This is a genomic window from Amycolatopsis marina, from assembly GCF_900111885.1.
GTDB lineage: Bacteria > Actinomycetota > Actinomycetes > Mycobacteriales > Pseudonocardiaceae > Amycolatopsis > Amycolatopsis marina.
In genome coordinates this window covers 1-18,976 of the sequence record NZ_FOKG01000043.1, presented here as the reverse complement: position 1 = coordinate 18,976, position 18,976 = coordinate 1, and the positions used below count along the sequence as shown (strand labels likewise).

Below are 18,976 nucleotides of genomic sequence, written 5' to 3'. Positions count from 1 at the left end.
GGTGTCGTCCACGATCAGCACGCCGCCCGGCTCGCCGAGATGCTCGACCACGTAGTCCCGCACGTCGTCACGCACCCCGTCGATGTCCCAGTCCGCCCAGCGCAACAACCGCTGCATCCCATCCGGAGACACCTCACCGGACTGCTCCGCCAGTGTCCAGCCGTTCTTCCGCTCCAACCCCGCGACCAGCCCGGACACATACTCCCGAGCCCGGCCCCGCGGCTCCGACCGCCTGAACCGTCCCGCGATCCGATCATGAACCCGATCCAGCTGCCCCATCACCACATCGACCACCACAACGATGATCTACCACACGACGACCAACTGCCGTTGCAGTACTAGTCCGTGGTTGAGGGCCAGCAACCTCGCGGCCTCGGCGGACACGTCGACGTCGACGCTCAGCTCACCGCAGGCCCGCGCCTCGCTCAGCACCTCCGCGATCTGCCGCTCGAGCCGGTTCGGCCCCTCCACGAACGGCTGTGCCGCGAGTTCCTCATCGGACATCGCCAGAACCGCGTACGAGGTCCAGACGAGGTGGAAAATCCGGCTCTGCTCGTCGGCCGGGAGGGCTTCGGCGAGAAACGCCTCGAGAAAAGACCTGGCCGACGGCGGGTCGGCGACCTCGGCCAGACGAGCGGCCCACCGGTCGTTGCTCTGCTGCTCGAGATGGGTGAGCGCATGGTGCATGAGCTGGGCCTTGCTCTGGAAGTAGTACTGCACGAGCCGCAGTGACACGCCTGCCTCCGCGGCCACCGACCGCATGGTCACCGCGTGCAGACCCGCGCTGCCCGCGACGCGCACCAGTCCCTCCACGATCTGCCTGCGGCGTTCGGCATGGTCCACCGTCTTCGGCACTGACCGTCCTTCCTCTCATGCTTCCAATCCTTTATGATACACACGTACCATGAACGTCGAACGGGCTCGGGACCCGGGCAGTGCGCGACTGGTGCTCACCCTCGCCTGTACCGCCCAGTTCATGGTCGTTCTCGACGTCTCGGTGGTGAATGTCGCGCTTCCGTCGATCCAGCAGAGCCTGGGGTTCGACACCGCCGACCTGTCCTGGGTGGTCAACGCGTATGCGCTGGTCTTCGCCGGTTTCCTGTTGCTCGGCGGACGGCTGGCCGACCTGTTCGGCCAGCGGCGGACCGTGCTGATCGGCCTCGCGTTGTTCTCCGCGTCCAGCCTGATCGCCGGACTCGCGGAGACACCGGCCGTCCTGGTCACCGCCCGCGCGGTACAGGGTCTCGGCGCCGCGGTTCTCGCCCCCGCCAGCCTGACGATGCTCACCACCACGTTTCCCGAAGGTGCCCCACGGGTCCGGGCGCTCGCGGCCTGGACGGCCGTCGGCCTCGCGGGTGGAACGGCGGGGAACCTGATCGGCGGCGTCCTCACGACGTACCTGTCCTGGCGCTGGGTGCTGCTGATCAACGTACCGTTCGGCGCACTCGCCATCCTGCCCGCCATCCGCTTCCTCGCCACAGGCACAGGGCACCGAACGCGGAGGCTCGACCTGCCGGGAGCGATGTTGGTGACCGCGGGACTGCTGACGCTCGCCTACGGCATCGTGCGTACCCGGGAGCACGGCTGGAGCGAACCCGGCACCATCGGCGCACTGTCGCTGGGCGCCGGACTGCTGATGACGTTCGTCGTGGTCGAGACCCGGCTCGCGCCCGTCCCCCTGCTTCCGCTGCGACTGTTGCGCCTGCGAACCGTCACCGTCGGCAATATCGTGCTGGTACTGACAGGCGCGTGCCTCGTGCCCATGTGGTACTTCCTGTCACTGACGATGCAGCACGTACTGCACCTCGACGCGCTGCACACCGGCCTCGGGTTCCTTCCGCACACGGTGCTCACCATCCTCGTCGGCACCCAGGTCGTGCCCAGGCTCATGCGCCGCGCCGACGGCCGGACGCTGATCATCACCGGCACCCTCATCGCCGCGGGCGGCTTCCTGTGGCAGAGCTCGATCACCGCCGCCGACGACTACTTCTCCGGCATTCTCGGCCCGGCGATCCTCGTGTCCGCGGGCACCGGCCTGCTCAACACCCCGGTCACCGCGACAGCGACCTCGGGTGTACCGGAGCACGACGCAGGCGCCGCCTCCGGGCTGACGAACACCGCGAAACAGGTCGGTGGCGCGCTCGGACTCGCGGTACTGGCCACCGTCACAGGCGGCACCGGCAATACGCCGGAGAACCTCGTCGCCGACTACCGATCGGCGTTCGGGATCATCTCGGCCGTCCTCGTCCTGTCGGCGGCCTTCGCGCTTTTTCTGCCACGAGCGCCCGACTCGGGCACTCCTCGGCCGCAGGGGCAGCAGGACAGACGCGCTGTATAGGACGTTATACGGCCATCCCTTCCTACGGCGACGACAGTGGACCGGGAATGGTCAGTCGATGACCGTCATCGCCAGGAGGGCGACGTCGTCGGTGGGTGCCGGATCGAATCCACCGATGAGTTCGGCCAGATCGCGAACGAGGATGTTCGCCGACGTACGCGTCCGGCCGACCAGGAAGGCGGACAGCCCGTCCTCACCGAAGAACGCGCCGTCCGGACGGGCCTCCGTGAGGCCATCGGTGTAGAACAGCAGCGTGTCCCCGACGTCCAGGTGCAACCTGGTGGACACGAAACGCGCGTCCGACAGCGCGCCGACCAGCATGCCGCCGACCGGGCGCACCTGATCCACGGAGTCGGCGCCCGGGCGCAGCCACAGCGCGGGCGGATGCCCACCACCCGCGAGAGTGAGGTCGAATCCACCGGCGGAACCGGGGGTCACGATGCCGAACAGCACCGTGCAGAACTGTGAGCTGTGCGAGTCCATCAGCATGGCGGTGTTCAGCTCTGTCAGGCCCGCGACGGGGTCAGCGTCGTGCAGTGCCGCGGTGCGAAGCGTGTACCGGATGAGCGAGGTGACGGCGGCCGCGGGCGCACCATGTCCCGCCACATCGCCGAGGAAGAACCCCCAGCGACCGTCGCCGAGGGAGAACACGTCGTAGAAGTCACCGGTGACCTCACGCAGGGACGCGGCGTGGTAATGGCAGGCGAGCTCCATCCCGGGCACGTTCGGCAGCGCGGGCGGCAGCAGCGTGCGCTGCAATGTGCCGGCGAAGTCCTCGATGGTGGCCGCGTCCCGCTCCGCCTGCTCCCGCATCGACCGCTCGTGGCGCAGCATGACCAGTGCGGACAGCCGCAACTCGAGCTGGTCCATCACCAGGGCCGCCAGGTCGCGTAGCGTCTCCGCGTCCGCGTCGTCGAAGTCCCGCGGCCGGGTGTCGAGCACGTTGACGGTACCCAGCCGATAGCCGTCGGAGCTGACCAGTGGCGCCGCGGCGTAGAACCGGATCCTCAGTTCCCCGGTGACCAGCGGGTTGGCCTTGGCGCGCGAGTCGTTCTCGGCATCGGACACCACGTACACCGGACCGTCGTGCTGGACGGCCGAGACGCACAGTCCCGGATCGGGCCCGATCTGTGTCACGCCGTCGAGTCCGTGCGTGGCCTTGAACCAGACCCGGTCGGCGTCGACGATCGACACCGTCGCGATCGGCGTGTCCAGCAATCGTGCGGCCATCTCAGCGACCCGATCGAACGCGCCGTCGCGCGGCGTGTCGAGGATTTCGTACCGGGCAACCGCCGCCAGCCGTGCCTGCTCGACGGCGTCCGCGCTGGCGGAGCCGTTGCCGGTCGAGGGGGTGATCGCGGTCATGACGAGTTCGCTCCGTTCCTGCCGCACGAAAGGACCGGGCCTGCTCCACACGGAGGTCCCGGGCACCTCGCGCGAAGGCGGTGAGCTGATGTCACGTGACCAGGAACGACCCAGCGCCCGCCTCGTCGGCGTGGTGCTTGATCCACAGGCTGGTGACTCAACCGATGCTCACTCTATCCAACGGCGCTGCTCGCGCCATCTCGACGTCACGAACCTGCACGGGCTTGTGCCGTGATGCACACTGAAGGTCATGGTTGCGTCCGATCCGTCCCTCCCCGCCGGCAGCCAGCTCACGGTGGCGCGAGAAGACCGCGGAAGCTCGATCGTACTGGCGGTGGCCGGTGAGGTTGACCTGCTTACCGCGCCCGACCTGCAACAGGAGTTGGCCCGAGCGCTCGAAGACCGGCCCGTGACGTTGGTGGTCGACCTTTCCGACGTCGAGTTTCTGGCGTCCCCAGGACTGGCCGCACTCGTCGGGGCCCATCAGAACGCGCACGAAGGCACACAGGTGAGGCTGGTGGCCGACGGCAACGCGACATTCCGGCCGTTGCAGCTCACCGGGCTCGACGAGGAGATCCCCGTCTACCGAACGCGCGCCGACGCACTTTCCCCCGGTGACGGCAACAGTGGCGAAATAGAACCACGGACGAGTTAACGAACGTGCTGCGGGTAGTCGTAACCAGAGACGACGGCGACACGGCAAGCACAAGGGAGCGGCCGCATGCACCGCGATGGCCACAACCCCCCAGCGGTCGGAAAGACCGCATGTCTGGAGTACTCGGGAGTGCCTGCGGAGGCCGAAAGGCTACCGGCGATCCGGCACGCACTGGCCGGCTGGGCCGACAGCGTCGGACTGTCGGCCGACCAGGTGGAGGCACTCACCCTGGCCGCGTACGAAGCTCTCGCCAACACGGTGACCCACGCCTACCCCGACCAGGACGGCACACTCGACCTGCGCGCCGAATATCAGGCCCGGCGGGCACTGGTTGAGGTCGAGGTCACCGATCGCGGCCGGTGGCAGCCACCGCCCGCGGAACCGGGACCGCTCGGCGGCCGCGGACTGCCCCTCATTCACCAACTGTCGGAGAGTACAAGGGTGGAACCGACAGCACACGGCACTGTCGTGCACATGTGCTGGTCACTCGTTTCGACGCCCCAGCAAATGTCCACATGGGATGGTCGATGACACGCGAGCGGGCCCGCCCCGGCTGTCTGCCAACCGGAACGGGCCCCGAACGCGCTGGCGTTACTTCTTCGGGGTCAGGTTGACCTCGACGGTGTTGCCGGGCCCCTCGGCGAACATGCTGACGAAATCGTTCAGACCACCACAGCCGGTCAGGCTCGCGATGGTGTAAGTGCCGCTGAGAGTGCCACCCGCGAGCGGGTCGAAGCCTTCACCGGAAGCCAGCGGGATTTCCGAAGGGCTCGAGGTCTGGCAGTCCGGCGAGCTGCTGATCGGGAAGCCGAAAGCCGAGACCTTGGGCAGCTTGATCGTCGTCGTGCTCGTCGCGGTGAGCGCACCGCTCTTCAGGGTGCCGGTGACCTTTTCCTCCTGCACGAACTCCACCTGCGACTTCACCGGGACGAAGCCGAACAGCTCGGCCTCGGCGGTGGTCGGGTTCAGCGTGAGATCCCCGGTGAAGTTGCCCGTCGCCAGCTCCAGGTTGGCGTCCACGCCGCCGGACAGTGCCGTGGTGGCGTCGAGCTTCTTGATGTACGACGAGCCGGCGAGGTCGTATCCGTAGTCGATGCCGTTACCCGGGGGGTCGGTGGGCTCGGTCGGTTCCGTGGGCTCGGTGGGCTCGGTCGGCTCGGTCGGCTCGGTCGGCTCGGTCGGCTCGGTCGGCTCGGTCGGCTCGGTCGGCTCGGTCGGCTCGGTGGGGTCGGTGGGGCCCCCTCCGCCGATAATCTGGATCGTGGTCAGCAGGTTGTCCTGACCCTCGTCCTGGGTGCACGGCGAGTCGAACGTGCCGAGACCGGTCTCGGTGCCGTCCGCCTTGCGCGGCGTCATCGTGAGCAGCAGGTCGCCCACGTTGATCTTGGCCTCGCCGGCCTGGGAGAAGGTCAGCGACGGCGTCTTGCCCGTCGCCAGCACCTCGAAGGCCCCTTCGGCCGGGATGTCGGTCTTGGCGATCGTCGTCGGAACGGTCACCGGAAGCGTGGCCTCCGGCGCGGTCACCGTCGATTCCGCCTTGGCTGTGCCCTCGATGGTTTTCGCCCCGACCAGGTTCAGCCCCTGTGTCGCGGTCGCGGGCACGGTCGAGACCGCCTCGATGTTGAATTCGGGCGTCGGCGTACCCACCTCCGCGGTCGCGGGCAGGTCGGCATTGATGATCACCTTGATCGGCTGGGTGCCGATCAGCGGGAACGGACACTGGTAGTTCAGCTCCAGCGACACCGGCTCGGCCGAACTGGCACCGGCACCGAGGAGCATGGTGGTGACGACAGCGCCGACGGCTGTTGCACTCGCAGCGGTACCCGCCACGAGCTTCTTCATTCCATTTCGCTTTTTCACTACATCCTCCGCGGTATCTGCATTGATACGAAAAACTTCGGAGCAGCCGGGAGAGAACTGATCCGATCTTACGTTTTTCGGAGCGGCTCGAAAGTTGTCCACACAACTCCCTACCGGTGAGAAAGATAGTGATGCGCAATCGATGCACGCAAGATGTGAGGGAGAGAACAACGTAAACACCCGAAAAGTTGTCAGGATCCATCGCGATCACGAACCCACGTTGGCACTCGTCTGACATGTTCTGCCAAAACAGACAGAGCTCTGCGGTCTCTCCGATGCGCCAACCGTGCTTCCACCAGGGAATGCCGTATCTCGGCCGCCTGCCGCAACCCGCGCGGCACATACTCAACTTCCTCACAAAAAACTCGGCAGACACCTAAACGAGGAGCACAAAAACCAATAGCCGTCTTGACGTCCCACCTACGCCCACCCTAGCTTTACGTCCCGTCACCGGAACGGCGATGAGAACAATCCCTTACCCCACGGCAATAGCACGGAACGAAATCTTTCGGCCACGGGGTGCGCGTCGCCGGGAAAATTCAGGACTCCTTCGCCGTGAGGAATCCACCCCCGGTCCGGTACGCAACACTTCCCCGCGCCGAAGGAGATCTCCCGATGACTCGCCGTCTACTCGCCGGTGCGTTCGCCGCCCTTGGCGCCGCCGTGACACTCGCAGGCTGCGGTTCCGAACCGGATGCCCCGGCCGGAGACCAGGTGAACGCAGCGGCGGTGTCCTGGGCCGAGCAGGTGTGCGCGTCCGTGGGCTCCGGCGGGGACACCCTCTCCGAGCTGCCTGCGTTCAATCCCGAGCAACCCGACGCGACCCGGGACGGTCTCGTCACCTACCTCGAGTCGATGTCGGCGGCGTTGTCCGATGTCGCCGACACCATCACGGCCGCGGGGACTCCGCCGGTGGAGGGCGGCGGTGCCACAGTCGAGCAGGCCATGGAGACCATCTCCACGGAACGGGAGGCGCTGGAGTCGGCGAAGACGACGCTCACCAAGGCCGAGATCACCGACGAGGCTTCCTTTCAGCAGGCCATCAGCGAGGTCCGCACGGCATTCGACGAGCTGAGCAGCGCGGACGGTCCGCTCAAGGACCTGAAGACGAACCCCGAGCTGAACGAGGCGATCGGCCGGGCCTCGGCCTGCCAGGGCCTCGACACCGGAGCCTGACCACCAGGGCAACGCCCGGCCGGCCTCACCGCGGTCGTGCGTGGGCGGCCACCCGGTCTCGAGCGGCCACGGCGTCGTCCGCCGTCAGTGCCAGGTCCGCGAGCTCCTCGCACTGCGCCAGCGTGTGTGCGGCGAGCGCGACGCGCACGGCCGCGACAGCGGGCGGCGCCATGGACAGGCTGGTCACGCCGAGTCCCACGAGCACGAGCGACAGCAGCGGGTCGCCTGCCGCTTCGCCACAGACTCCGACAGGTTTGCCTGCCTCGGTGCCCGCGGCCGCCGTGCACCGCACCAGATCGAGGAGAGCGGGTTGCCAGGGATCCAGTAGCCCGGCGAGCTCACCCGCCATCCGGTCGGCGGCGAAGGTGTACTGGCCGAGATCGTTGGTGCCGATACTCGCGAAGTCGCAACCCGCGAGGACTCGCTCCGCGCGCAACGCGGCCGCGGGCACCTCCACCATCACGCCCGCGACCGGCAAACCGTGCTTCTTCGCGCGCTCGGCGAAGTCCCTGGCCTCGGCAGGGGTCGACACCATCGGCGCCATCACCCACACGTCGGCGTCCTGGTCCTCGCGCGCGGCCGCGATGGCCGCAAGCTGTTCGTCGAGCATGGCCGGGTGACGCACCGCCAGTCGCAGACCACGCACGCCGAGCGCCGGGTTGGGTTCGGCGCCGTGGTCGACGAAGCCGAGCGGCTTGTCGGCGCCCGCGTCGAGCGTGCGCACCACGACCTTGCGGCCCGCGAAGGCCGCGAACACGTCCGCGTAACCGCGCCGTTGCTCCGCGCGCCCCGGTTCGGCGGCCCGGTCGAGAAACAGGAACTCGGTCCGCAGCAGGCCGACGCCTTCGCAATCGGTCGCGGCGGCACCCGCGAGGTCGCCCGCGCCGCCGATGTTCACCAGCAGGGACACCGAGGCTCCATCCGCGGTACGGCCGGGACCGCTGCTGTTCGCCAGCTCGGCGACTCGGCGCGCCGCACGCGACTCCGCATCCTCGACGAGGTCCGTGGCGGGATCCACCACGACCCGGCCGGATGTTCCGTCCACGAGCACCCTGCCGCCGTCACCCAGTACCACGGCTTCCCGGCACGCCACCACGGCCGGAATGCCCAGTGATTTCGCCAGGATGGCGGTGTGACTGGTCGGCCCGCCGAGTTCGGTGACGATCGCCCGCACGAGAGCCGGGTCGAGTGTGGCGGTGTCGGCGGGGGCAAGGTCTCGGGCCACGAGAACGTACGGGTGCCCCGGATCGGGCACTCCCGGCATCGGCACGCCGAGGACCGCCGCCACGGCCCGGTTGCGCAGGTCGTCGAGGTCCGCCGCACGCTCGGCGAGGTAACCGCCTGCTGCCAGCAAGGACTGCCGGAACCCACCGAACGCCACGTCGATCGCGGTCGCCAGCCCGCGTCCCGCCCGCAGCGCGGCCAGCACGCGGTCGAGCAGTGCGGGATCGACGACCATCATCGACTGTGCGAGCAGAATGTCCGCGGCCGGTCCCTCTGCCCGCGCCGAGCGCTCGTCGAGCAGTTCGGCGACGGTCCGCAGAGCCCTCCGCCCCCGCTCCAGCGCGGCGTCGAGGTCCGGCTCGGGCCCGTCGGTCTCGGGCAACCGGGGCGGCTCCGCGAGTCTGGCCACCGGTCCCGCCGCGGCACCGGGACTCACGCCGATCCCGGCCAGCGGGTTTCCCGCCTCATTCCCGGGTGCCGCCGCACCACACACACTGCTCACCGATCAGCCTCCGTGCTCGGCGGCCACGATCGCCGCGACTTCGTCCAGCGCCCGCTCGGCACCCGGCCCTTCGGCCCGCAGCACGACCTCGTCGCCACCGCGGGCGTTCAGCCCGATCACCGAGAGGATGCTGCGGGCGTCGGCCGGTGCGCCGTCGTCCTTGCCGATGGTCACCACCACCGGCTGCGCGGCCGCCGCCTTCACCAGCAGCGCGGCCGGCCTGGCGTGCAGGCCGACGCCCGCACCGACCACTACTCGACGTTCCATCATGACGATCTCCTCCGGCTCTCTCGGGACCCATTTGCGAACCCGCGACGCGATCACGCCGCCAGGGAAAAGCGGGTTCTCGCACAGCACTTGCGCTGATGGGCTCGGTTCTCGGACTCGCTCTCAGGCGCCGACCGGCTGGGTGGGTGTCCCCGCCGAGGCTGTGCTGGTCGCAGCGGGCTCTGCGAGTTTCGCCCTGCCGATGTTCTTCGCGATGAGCAGGCAGCCGCAGGTGACCACGGTGCCGATCGCGATCGCCAGCAGGTACAGCAACGGCTGGCCGATGAGCCCGACCACCCAGATGCCACCGTGCGGCGCCAGTGACGTGGCCCCGAATGCGACCGAGAGGGCGCCCGTGGTGGCACTGCCGATCATCACCGAAGGGATCACTCGGAACGGGTCGGCCGCCGCGAAGGGGATCGCTCCCTCGGTGATGAAGGAAAGGCCGAGCAGCCAGCCTGCCTGCCCCGCCTGCCTTTCCGGCTTGGTGAACAGGTGCCTGCGGACCACGGTGGCCAGTGCCAGACCGAGCGGCGGGGTCATTCCGGCCGCCATGACCGCCGCCATCACCACCGTGTCGCCACTGGCCAGCGCGGCAAGGCCGAAGGTGTACGCGACCTTGTTCACCGGGCCACCCATGTCGACGGCCATCATGAGACCGAGCAGGCCGCCGAGCAGCCAGGCGGTGCTGCCGGAGAGGCCCGAAAGCCAGGTAGTCATCCCGGACTGCACCGCGGCGATCGGCTCGCCGATCACCACGATCATCAGCAGGCCCACCACCACGGTGGCTAGCAGTGGGATGACCACCACCGGCATGACCCCGGCGACCCCGCGCGGGACCTTCAGCTTCTTCAGTCCCATGACCACGAATCCGGCAAGCAGACCGGACACCAGGCCACCGAGGAAGCCCGCACCGATCGCGGAGGCGAGCAGACCGCCGACGACACCGGGAGCGATACCGGGGCGATCTGCCATGCCGAACGCGATGAACCCGGACAGGATGGGCACCAGCATCTCGAAGGCCGTCGCGCCGATCTTGAACAGCACTCCGGCGATGCCCGCCTCGGCGAGCAGATCGGAGAGCTCACTGACGCCCGCGTACTCGACGCCCTGGAACTCGCCACCGTTGACGACCACGGCGATCTCGGCGCCGCCGATCATGAACGCGATGGCGATGAGAATTCCGCCCGCGGCGACGAACGGAATCATGTAGCTGACGCCGGTCATCAACCACTGGCGCAGCCGGGTGCCCGCTCCGGCGCGTCCCTCGGCTGTGTCCGCCGGTTGCGGACTGGGCGCGGACTGTGCCCGCCTGTCCTCGCCGCCCTCGGATTCCGCCGCGCGGACGGCATCGGCGATCAGGGCCGGACCGTTGTTGATCGCGGCCTTCACACCCGCGGTGACCGTCGGCTTGCCCGCGAACCGCTCCCGGTCACGGACATCGACGTCGGCGGCGAACACCACCGCGTCGGCTTCGGCGATCTCCTCTGCGGTGAGCGCGGTCGATCCCGCCGCGCCCTGTGTCTCGACTTTGATGTCGTGGCCCGCGGCCTTCGCCGCCTGTTCCAGTGACTCGGCGGCCATGTACGTGTGCGCGATGCCCGTGGGGCACGACGTGACGGCGACGAACCTCATCGTCCGAACACCTCCACACGGATCAGGTCCACCACGGCATCCGCGTCGGCGGCATCGAGCAGCGACTGCCGGAACGACTGGTGCACGAGGCGGCGCGCCAGCGAAGCGAGAATGGTCATGTGCTCATCGCCGCCGCCGTCCGGCGCGGCGATCAGGAAGATCAGGTGCGCGGGTCCGTCGTCCGCGCCGAAGTCCACTCCCGCGCTGCTGCGGCCGAAGCCGAGGGTCGGCTCGGTGACATGTGTCGAGCGGGCATGCGGAATTCCGATACCGCCTTCGATCCCGGTGGGCATCTGCTCCTCCCGCTTGCGCAGGTCGGCGAGGAATCCCTCCAGGTTCGTCACCCGTCCCGCTTCGGCGAGCCGCCGCGCCAGCGACGCGGTGACCTCACTCCGGTCGGTGCCGGCGAGATCGAGGTCCACCAGGTCGGCTGTGATCAGTTCGGCCATGTCATCGGCCCTCCTCGAGTACGCGGTCGGCGTCGACCGCGGGATGGATCATGACGTCGATACGGCGGACGTCAGCTGGTGTGGGCATCCGGCTACCGGCCAGTCCGGTGGCCGCGGCGCCCCAGGCGAGTGCCGTGGCAAGGGCTGCCCGACCACCTCCGCCCGCGGCCAGAAAACCGGCGAGGAGCGCGTCGCCCGCGCCCACGCTGCTGCGTGCGGCATCGACGGCGGCCTCACCGTGAATGGCGCCGTGCTCGTCGACCAGCACGGCTCCGTCCGAGCCGAGACTCGCGAGTACCGCTCGCGCTCCCCTGGCTCGCAGTTCGTCGGCCGCTCGGACCGCGGCTCCCAGCGTCGGGACGGTGAACCCGGCGCATTCGGCGAGCTCCTCCCGGTTGGGTTTGACCACATCGGGCCGGGCGGAGAGGCAGTGCCACAGGGCGGGCCCCGAGGAGTCCACCGCCACCTGGACACCTGCGGCCCGGGCTCGGGTGACGAGCTTCGCGTAGCTGTCGGCGGCTGCCCCGGGGGGCAGGCTGCCGCAGCCCGCGATCCACTCGGTACTCGCATCGCAGACGGCGAGCACCGCGTCGAGGATGGCGTCCCCGTCGGTCTCGCCGCATACGGGCCCCGGCAGATTGAGCTTCGTGACCGTACCGTCGGGTTCGGCCAGGGTGAGGTTCGTCCTCGTGACCCCGGATACCGGCACCCGCTGCACGGCGACACCCTGCTCGTCCAGCAGGTCGGTGAGCCGAACACCCTCGGCGCCCGCGGCGAAGAACACCGCGGTCGTCTTGCGGCCGTGGGCGGCGAGCGCGCGCGACACGTTCACGCCCTTCCCACCAGGGTCTAGATGAGACCGCTCGGCGCGGAGAACATGCCCCCGCCGCAACTGGTCCACCTCCACGGTGAGGTCGAGACTGGGATTGGGCGTCATCGTCACTATCACGCGCGCACCACCTTGGGACCCGCCGAGGCGATCCGCTCGGCGAGTTCGGCATCCAGACCCGAGTCGGTGATCAGGCAGTCCACCTCGGCGAGCTCGCCGAACCTGGCGAGGCAGTCGTTGCCCGCCTTGGTGTGGTCGGCGAGCACGACGACCCGACGGGCGGCATGGATCATCGCCCGCTTGACCGAGGCCTCCCCCGTGTCCGGCGTGGTCAGACCCCGTTCGACGGACAGTCCGTTGGCTCCCAGGAATGCGACGTCGACGAAGGTGTCGGCCAGCGCCCGCAGCGTCCAGTCCTCCACCGCCGCCATGGTCCGGCCGCGCACCTTGCCACCGAGCAGCAGCACGGTGATCTGCGGCCGGACCGCGAGTGAAGCGACCAGGGGAACCGCGTTGGTGACGACGGTCAACTCCCGGTCGTTCGGCAAGATCTCGGCCAGCCTGGCCGTAGTGGTCCCGGCGTCGAGCAGGATCGCCCCCTCGCGCGGCACCTCGGCCAGTGCGGCCTTGGCAATCCGTTCCTTTTCCGCGGTCATCACCGCGTCCCGGTCCGCGAGGCCTGGCTCGAACCCCAGCCGCTCGACGGGAATCGCCCCACCGTGTACCCGCCGGAGCAGGCCGTGGCGTTCGAGGACCGTGAGATCACGGCGCACGGTCTCCGTCGTGACGTCGAACTCGGCAGCCAGTTCGGCGACGTCCGCGCGTCCCTCGACGCGGGCACGCTCGACGATCCGCTGCTGACGCTCCTGTGCGTACATGTGGCTTCCTTGCCGTCTCCATGTGGCTTTGTTTGGTTATATGTGGGTTACACGCAGGTGTCAACCCTTGGGAGACGGTCGGTGCCGTTGTTTTTGCCAGTAGACCGGGAGCAGGAAGAGACTGTGGCCGTTTACTCGGTACCGTGCGGAGCCGCCGTTTTCAGCCGGGCGAGCAGGGCAGGACTGTGTGCCAGGCCGTCGGTCAGCCACGCGTTCACGACGGCGGCGAACAGTTCTCTCGGCGCCCCGCTCCAGTCGAGCGGCCCGAAGGGCGGCTCGGGGTCGTACTCAACGGCGAACTGAACGAACTTCGCGAAGTCGGCACCCGCGAGCCGTTCGGCCAGGTGCAGCGCCATGTCCACCCCGGCCGAGACCCCAGCCGCGGTCAGCACCGGGCCGTCCTCGACCCAGCGGCGGGTCACCGGGGTGGCGCCGAACGCCGCGAGCATGTCGAGCATCGACCAGTGCGTGGTCGCCTCCCTGCCTTCCAGCAGACCGGCCGCCCCGAGGAGCAGCGACCCTGTGCACACGGAGGTCATCCAGGTCGCGGTGCCCGCGGCGGAGCGCAGGTAGGACAACAGTGTCTCGTCGCTCATCGCACGTAGCGTCGGAGCGGCCCCGCCGGGCACGACCACCACGTCCGGCTGGGGCACGTCCGCGAACGCGTGGGTGGGTGAGACGGACAGCGGCGTGTCGGTCTCGAGGGCGCCACGGGTCTCCCCGACCGTCACCACGCTGTGTCCGCGAGTCGTCAGCGGGGTGAGAACCTGCAGTGGACCCGCGAGGTCCAGCAGGGTGAGGCCTGGATACACGACGAACGCGACGGTCTTCGGTTGCTCGGTCATGCCCTCACAGTGCACCGATCAAGACCCGGCAACCCGCCCGATGTCCGAAATCCTGTGGATCATGTCCCGGAATGCTCGGTCCCTACCCGCCCGCGGAACCACTCAGACCGGTTGTCGTGCTGCCGGGATGCCGCCGGCTCCTACCGCCTCAGCCTGCGGGGATTCATCCTGCTCGGGTACCAGCAGCACCTCCGCGTCGTCCAGCAGTCCCCTGGCCGTCCGCAGTTGCCGGACCGCGCGATCACGGATCCCGGCGAGCACGTCGACCTGTTCACGCGCCGCGCACACCAGTCGTTCCGCTCGCTGCCGCGCGTCGCGTACCAGCTTGTCGGCCTCAGCCTCCGCGGCGGACCTGCGCTGATCCATGGCGCGCATCGCCTCGTTCCGCCGTTCGGTCATCGCCAGCTCGAAGTCGTTCTCGATCTGCTTTCGCCTGGCCGCGGCCTGCTCCTCGAGCTCCCGTTCGCGGTGTTCCGTCCGGCGGCGCATCGCCTCCACCTGCGCCTCGGTCCGCCACAGCAGCTCGCGTTGCTCTGCCTCCGCCTGCCGCCGGTACGAGTCCAGCTCGTCGGTCAGCCGGTCGTACCGCTCGCGCAGCCGATTGGCGGCCTGCTCGGCACTCGCCCAGCTCTCCTCCGCCACGGCCCTGGCGCGCGCGATGATCTCGGCGGCCTCTTCCCTCGCGAGCTCGACCATGCGCCGCATCCGGTCCTGCAGGCCGTCCGGCTCGATCGGCGTACGGCAAATTCGGTCAATTCGCTCCCGCAGTTGATCGTTTTCCGCACGCAGATCGTCCAGATGCCGCACGAACTGCTCAGCCCGTGCGACAGCGGCGTCCCGATCGGCCGCCACGAGTCGCAACTCGGCCTCGACACTGTCTACATAGGACAACACTTGGCTTCGGTTGAAGCCCCGCCACTCCCGGTCGAACTCGGCAGGCAGTGGCACCATGTCTCCGCGGCTGTCGATGGCCGTCATCTGGGCACCTTCCTTGAGAAATCGGCGTCGGGAGTCGACGTCCGCGGCGACCACGGAGACCGGTGGGACGACCGGAGCCGAGGGCCGCGGCGCAGTCTGGAAAATGAAATCGAGGGGTGGTCAAACCCAGTGTAGCCAACGAATTCCGGTTACCGTCCAGCTGATCTGGAAGGCGGGCCGATCGCGCCCTCAGGTACGCAACGAGGCCAGCAGCTCTCTTGCGATGTCGAACAGCTTGGTGTTGGTCCGCTGCGATTTGTCGGCAAGCCGGGCGAACGCCTCCTCCGCGGTACAGCCGTGGACCGCCATGAGCACGCCCTTCGCCCGCTCGATCTCGGGACGGGACTCCAGTGCGGTCTCGAGCTGGACGGCCTCGCGCCGGGCGCCGTGCCAGCGCAGCGCATTGCAGATCGCGGCCGACGCGGTGGCGGCGAGTCCCCGGACGAACAGCTCGCTGTGGTCGTCGAAGCAACGAATGCTCCGGCCGTAGACATTGAGCGAACCCGCCAGCTCGCCACCCGCGCCGGTCACGTCCTCGAGAACCAACGGCACGGACAGGTACGCGCCGAATCCGCGGCGCGCCGCCCCCTCGGCGAACCCCGGCCAGCGTGCTCCGGCGCTGTGGACGTCTCCTCGCTCCACCCGCCGATGCGTCGCGGCGTCGAGACACGGGCCAGCGCCCGCGGTGTACTGATACTGGTCGACCCCGGTCGCGCCCGCGTCGGTCGCCGTCACCGTGTAGGGACCGTCAGCGGAGAGGAGCGTGATGCTGACGGCCTCCACCTCCGACAACGTCAGCACCACCGTGTCAGCCAGCGCCCGCAGCAACCGCTCCAGCGGCTCCTCGGCCAGCAGCCGGGCGCGCAACTCCTCCAGTGCGGCCGTGACCTGGTCCGGCCGGGCCGATGCGTCGGTTCGCACTTCCATCGCACACACAACAGGCCCTCAGGCCGCCACCGGCTCCACGAACCGCGTGAACCGCGCGGTCAGTTCGTCATGGTTGCCCGCGGGCCGCAGGGCGGGTGGGTCCGGCTGGCCGACCGAGTGATCACCCGCGCGTACCGCCGAGAGGAACCGGGTCACCACTCGCGGGTTCGCGACCACCGAATCGAGGCCGTCCGCACTGCCCCCGCCGAGGTATGCGAGCACGATCAGGTCCTCGCCGGAGTGCGTTTCCACGGCCACGGCCCAGCCGTGGCGCTCGTCCCACAGCAGCGCCGCATCCCGGTCGGGAAAGCGGTTCAACCGCCAGTCCATGGCGATGTAGGCCGAGACGGGTGTGTCCAGATCGAGTGCGCAGGATTCCCAGCCGACGCCGAGTTCGGCGGCCACCGCGGTCACGTAGCCGCGGAGTCCACGGACGAAACTCGAGCCGGTGTCGATCGGCGCGTTCATCATCGCGGTCAACGTCTTACCCAACCTCTCTGCGACACGCCTGTCGTGGCCCCACCGACGGCGGGACCACGACAAGCAGGTGAAGGACAGCGGGAGAAGTACATGGCACATCGTGTGGCGTGGTGGCGCGTCAGGCGTCGATCTCCCTGCGTTCCGGCTGCGCCTGGGCGATTTCGATCTTCCGGGGCTTCGCCCGCTCCGCGATCGGGATCCGCAGGGTGAGCACGCCCGCGTCGTAGTCCGCCCTGATGTTGTCGGTGTCCGTGGCGTCGCCGAGGAAGAGCTGACGGGAGAACACGCCGAGCGGACGTTCGGCAACCTGCATCTCGACCTCTTTGTCCGAGGCCGCCACCGGCCTCCGCTCCGCGCGCACGGTCAGCACGTTGCGCTCGATGTCGAGATCAATGGCGTCCGGCGAAACACCGGGCAGATCGAAACAGACCACGAACTGCTCACCATCGCGATAGGCGTCCATCGGAATGGATGCCGGCCGGGACCAGGTTCCACCGGTCGCCCCGAGAATGCGGTTCGCGAACCGATCGATATCCCGGAACGGGTCAGTGCGCATCAACATCGTCTTCACCTCCTGCAGCTCAGCTCTGGTGTCAACGCGCATCTCTGTTCTAGCATGTCGTCATAACGATGACAAGTTTGTAGTCGTCATAAGGATGACAACATGCCCGAGTGTGGTAATGCCGGTGACGAGCAGCCTCAGGAGCACTCGCCCCCGGCGGAGTCACTACAGCTGATCCAGGACGTGCTGGCCGGCGCCGAGAGCCCGGCCGGGAGAGACAGGCACCGAACCGAACGCTTTCTCGCCGCGCTGTTTTCCCTCCGCCAGTTGCGCTCCCAGCTGGCCGAGTGGGAACCGGAACTGATCAGCGCCGCCCGCACCACCGGTGCGAGCTGGGCCGAACTCGCACCGGCGCTGGGTGTCGCGAGCCGACAAGCCGCGGAACGCAGGTACCTGCGACTGCAGCCCTCGACTACCGGAGAGACCACCGGGGAGCAGCGCGTACGGGCCGAGCGGGACAAACGGGCGGGCGACCGCGCGGTGGCATCCTGGGCCAGAAGGAACTCGGCGACCCTGCGTCAGCTCGCCGGGCAGGTCAGCGCACTCGGCAACCTCGATGGGGCCGCCAAGATGCACGCCGACCGCCTGCAGCGGGCACTGGGCGAGGACGACCCGGCATCGCTGCTGTCCCCGTTGGCCGACGCACGAGGCCACCTGGCCGAGGAACATGCCGCCCTGGCCGAGCAGCTCGGCGTCGTCTCGCGGCGCACCGACCAGCTCCGCCGTGACGCCATCTCCGATCGAGAGGACCGCCCCCGGTGACCGGAGCGGTCCTGTACGCCGATCGGCAGGCTGCTGTCAGCGAATTCTGGCGCCGTACACGTGGTCCACCGGCAGCGTCATCAGCACCCTTCGGTCGGACACCATCACCGACCGGTACTCGTCCCAGTCCGGGTGCTCCCCGGCAGCGCGGCGATAGTAGTCCACCAGTGCCTCCACCTCTGGGCCATGCGGGTCCGTTCCGGGGCCGGTGAGTACCGCCGTACCCTCGGCTGTGGCCCAGGCCCAGCCGTCGGAGCTGGTGACCTCCAACGCGGCTCGTGGGTCCCGGCGCAAGTTCGCCGTCTTGGCCCGGCCCTCGGTCATCGAAACGTGGATGACATCGGCTTCCCTGTCGTAGAAGGGCGTGACCGGCGACAGCTGGGGGCGACCGTCCATCTTGATCGTCGCCAGGACACCGAGACGGCTTTCCGCGAGAAGTGCGCGCGGATTGAACGGGACAGTGCTCATGACCACGCCCCCATCGGCTTGCGGAACTGCTCGATCATCGCCGCGTAGCGGTGCCCGCCGCGCCCGGCGGCCACAACCCTGTCCGTCAGGGTCTTGACGAACGGCGGAAGTTCAGCGTTCACACCAAGGCCTCGCTTTCGTGGATGACGTGCTCCATCGGGGCAAGGAGGGTGTCGACGGAGGCATCAAGGACAGGGTACGTACCCTCGTCGACCCGCCGCACGTAGTCCAACAGTCAGCCGGCCACGGTCCCGACTCCCGTGTTCGCGAGTCGAGCCACCGAACGGCGACCGCCACCGGCACTACCAGGAGTGCGAGGAGACATACAGGACTCCGCATCGGCATCACGGTGGTGGGGTGGAAATGCGCGGAGCCCCGGGAGAAGGTGTGCTTCTCGACCGGGGCTCCGGGCATTCTTCAACGGGTGTTCGGCGACGTCCTACTCTCCCACAGCCCTTCGGCTGCAGTACCATCGGCGCTGCCAGGCTTAGCTTCCGGGTTCGGAATGGGACCGGGCGTTTCCCTGGCGCTATGATCACCGTAACTCTGTGAAACAACCAACCACCTGTCCACCGGGCGGACCGGTGGTGGTGTGGTGTTTCAGAGCTGTAGAGCGGATGCGTAGCATGTTTGTGGGCAAGTCCTCGGCCTATTAGTACCAGTCAACTCAAAACACATTACTGTGCGTCCATTTCTGGCCTATCAACCCAATGGTCTGTTGGGGGCCTTAACCCACAAAGGGTGGGAGACCTCATCTTGGAACAGGCTTCCCGCTT

General features: G+C 68.5%; 22 protein-coding genes and 2 rRNA genes. 5 read left to right on the top strand and 19 right to left on the bottom strand.

The window, feature by feature from the left end:
- Both BM199_RS32530 and BM199_RS32525 read right to left on the bottom strand, forming a co-directional pair.
- Positions 1-297 (bottom strand): transposase (locus BM199_RS32530; protein ID WP_143101996.1); only part of this gene is annotated, 297 nt, incomplete at its 3' end.
- Positions 298-306: 9 nt separating this feature from the next.
- Positions 307-855 carry a TetR/AcrR family transcriptional regulator gene (locus tag BM199_RS32525; RefSeq protein ID WP_091679932.1) on the bottom strand — a complete coding sequence of 183 codons (549 nt, stop codon included), beginning with the start codon at positions 853-855 and terminating at the stop codon, positions 307-309.
- Positions 856-904: 49 nt separating this feature from the next.
- On the opposite strand from BM199_RS32525, the gene BM199_RS32520 reads away from it, so the two are divergent.
- Complete coding sequence (locus tag BM199_RS32520) at positions 905-2,338, top strand: MFS transporter (RefSeq protein WP_091679929.1); 1,434 nt, start codon at positions 905-907, stop codon at positions 2,336-2,338.
- A 51-nt stretch (positions 2,339-2,389) separates the two neighbouring features.
- Here BM199_RS32520 and BM199_RS32515 read toward each other — a convergent pair whose 3' ends face one another.
- Positions 2,390-3,703: a PP2C family protein-serine/threonine phosphatase gene (locus BM199_RS32515; RefSeq protein WP_091679944.1), complete on the bottom strand. Its 1,314-nt coding sequence runs from the start codon at positions 3,701-3,703 to the stop codon at positions 2,390-2,392.
- A gap of 250 nt (positions 3,704-3,953) precedes the next feature.
- On the opposite strand from BM199_RS32515, the gene BM199_RS32510 reads away from it, so the two are divergent.
- Positions 3,954-4,358, top strand: coding sequence for an STAS domain-containing protein (locus tag BM199_RS32510; protein ID WP_091679926.1), 405 nt, complete (start codon positions 3,954-3,956; stop codon positions 4,356-4,358).
- Positions 4,359-4,424: 66 nt separating this feature from the next.
- Positions 4,425-4,889, top strand: a complete 465-nt coding sequence (locus BM199_RS32505; RefSeq protein ID WP_091679923.1) for an ATP-binding protein — start codon at positions 4,425-4,427, stop codon at positions 4,887-4,889.
- A 60-nt stretch (positions 4,890-4,949) separates the two neighbouring features.
- On the opposite strand, the gene BM199_RS32500 is transcribed toward BM199_RS32505, so the two are convergent.
- Positions 4,950-6,320 (bottom strand): DUF6801 domain-containing protein, encoded by a 1,371-nt coding sequence (locus BM199_RS32500; protein WP_143101995.1) that lies wholly within the window; start codon positions 6,318-6,320, stop codon positions 4,950-4,952.
- Between the two features lie 513 nt (positions 6,321-6,833).
- On the opposite strand from BM199_RS32500, the gene BM199_RS32495 reads away from it, so the two are divergent.
- The gene (locus BM199_RS32495; protein ID WP_091679918.1) at positions 6,834-7,394 is read left to right on the top strand and encodes a hypothetical protein; all 561 of its coding nucleotides are present in this window, start codon (positions 6,834-6,836) and stop codon (positions 7,392-7,394) included.
- Between the two features lie 25 nt (positions 7,395-7,419).
- Here BM199_RS32495 and ptsP read toward each other — a convergent pair whose 3' ends face one another.
- From ptsP to BM199_RS32440, 11 genes are all read right to left on the bottom strand, one after another.
- Positions 7,420-9,120, bottom strand: a complete 1,701-nt coding sequence (gene ptsP, locus BM199_RS32490) for a phosphoenolpyruvate--protein phosphotransferase (RefSeq protein WP_245789009.1) — start codon at positions 9,118-9,120, stop codon at positions 7,420-7,422.
- Positions 9,121-9,123: 3 nt separating this feature from the next.
- A complete protein-coding gene (locus tag BM199_RS32485) occupies positions 9,124-9,390 on the bottom strand; it encodes an HPr family phosphocarrier protein (protein ID WP_091679916.1) in 267 nt (88 codons plus the stop codon).
- Between the two features lie 120 nt (positions 9,391-9,510).
- On the bottom strand, positions 9,511-11,022 hold the full coding sequence (locus BM199_RS32480) for a PTS fructose transporter subunit IIC (protein WP_091679913.1): 1,512 nt from the start codon (positions 11,020-11,022) through the stop codon (positions 9,511-9,513).
- A complete protein-coding gene (locus BM199_RS32475) occupies positions 11,019-11,471 on the bottom strand; it encodes a PTS sugar transporter subunit IIA (protein ID WP_091679909.1) in 453 nt (150 codons plus the stop codon). The genes BM199_RS32480 and BM199_RS32475 overlap by 4 nt, the downstream gene beginning before the upstream one ends.
- Before the next feature lies 1 nt (position 11,472).
- Positions 11,473-12,408: a 1-phosphofructokinase gene (gene pfkB, locus BM199_RS32470; protein ID WP_245789007.1), complete on the bottom strand. Its 936-nt coding sequence runs from the start codon at positions 12,406-12,408 to the stop codon at positions 11,473-11,475.
- A gap of 8 nt (positions 12,409-12,416) precedes the next feature.
- Positions 12,417-13,178: a DeoR/GlpR family DNA-binding transcription regulator gene (locus BM199_RS32465; protein ID WP_091679904.1), complete on the bottom strand. Its 762-nt coding sequence runs from the start codon at positions 13,176-13,178 to the stop codon at positions 12,417-12,419.
- Between the two features lie 131 nt (positions 13,179-13,309).
- Complete coding sequence (locus BM199_RS32460) at positions 13,310-14,023, bottom strand: DJ-1/PfpI family protein (RefSeq protein WP_091679901.1); 714 nt, start codon at positions 14,021-14,023, stop codon at positions 13,310-13,312.
- A gap of 102 nt (positions 14,024-14,125) precedes the next feature.
- Positions 14,126-15,001, bottom strand: a complete 876-nt coding sequence (locus BM199_RS32455; RefSeq protein ID WP_091679898.1) for a hypothetical protein — start codon at positions 14,999-15,001, stop codon at positions 14,126-14,128.
- A gap of 189 nt (positions 15,002-15,190) precedes the next feature.
- Complete coding sequence (locus BM199_RS32450) at positions 15,191-15,928, bottom strand: GAF and ANTAR domain-containing protein (protein WP_091679896.1); 738 nt, start codon at positions 15,926-15,928, stop codon at positions 15,191-15,193.
- An 18-nt stretch (positions 15,929-15,946) separates the two neighbouring features.
- Positions 15,947-16,396, bottom strand: coding sequence for a DUF6292 family protein (locus tag BM199_RS32445; RefSeq protein WP_091679937.1), 450 nt, complete (start codon positions 16,394-16,396; stop codon positions 15,947-15,949).
- A 130-nt stretch (positions 16,397-16,526) separates the two neighbouring features.
- Positions 16,527-16,970 (bottom strand): Hsp20/alpha crystallin family protein, encoded by a 444-nt coding sequence (locus BM199_RS32440; RefSeq protein WP_091679935.1) that lies wholly within the window; start codon positions 16,968-16,970, stop codon positions 16,527-16,529.
- 102 nt (positions 16,971-17,072) lie between these two features.
- Between BM199_RS32440 and BM199_RS32435 the strand changes: the two genes are divergently transcribed.
- A complete protein-coding gene (locus BM199_RS32435) occupies positions 17,073-17,732 on the top strand; it encodes an HSP18 transcriptional regulator (protein WP_091679893.1) in 660 nt (219 codons plus the stop codon).
- Positions 17,733-17,768: 36 nt separating this feature from the next.
- Here BM199_RS32435 and BM199_RS32430 read toward each other — a convergent pair whose 3' ends face one another.
- The 4 genes from BM199_RS32430 to BM199_RS32420 form a co-directional block, all read right to left on the bottom strand.
- Complete coding sequence (locus tag BM199_RS32430; protein ID WP_091679890.1) at positions 17,769-18,200, bottom strand: PPOX class F420-dependent oxidoreductase; 432 nt, start codon at positions 18,198-18,200, stop codon at positions 17,769-17,771.
- The gene (locus BM199_RS35075; protein WP_281245776.1) at positions 18,197-18,322 is read right to left on the bottom strand and encodes a hypothetical protein; all 126 of its coding nucleotides are present in this window, start codon (positions 18,320-18,322) and stop codon (positions 18,197-18,199) included. Before BM199_RS35075 ends, BM199_RS32430 begins: the two co-directional genes overlap by 4 nt.
- 304 nt (positions 18,323-18,626) lie before the next feature.
- Positions 18,627-18,743: ribosomal RNA gene (rrf, locus tag BM199_RS32425) — 5S ribosomal RNA — on the bottom strand.
- Between the two features lie 89 nt (positions 18,744-18,832).
- Positions 18,833-18,976, bottom strand: a 23S ribosomal RNA gene (locus BM199_RS32420); the annotation flags it as partial.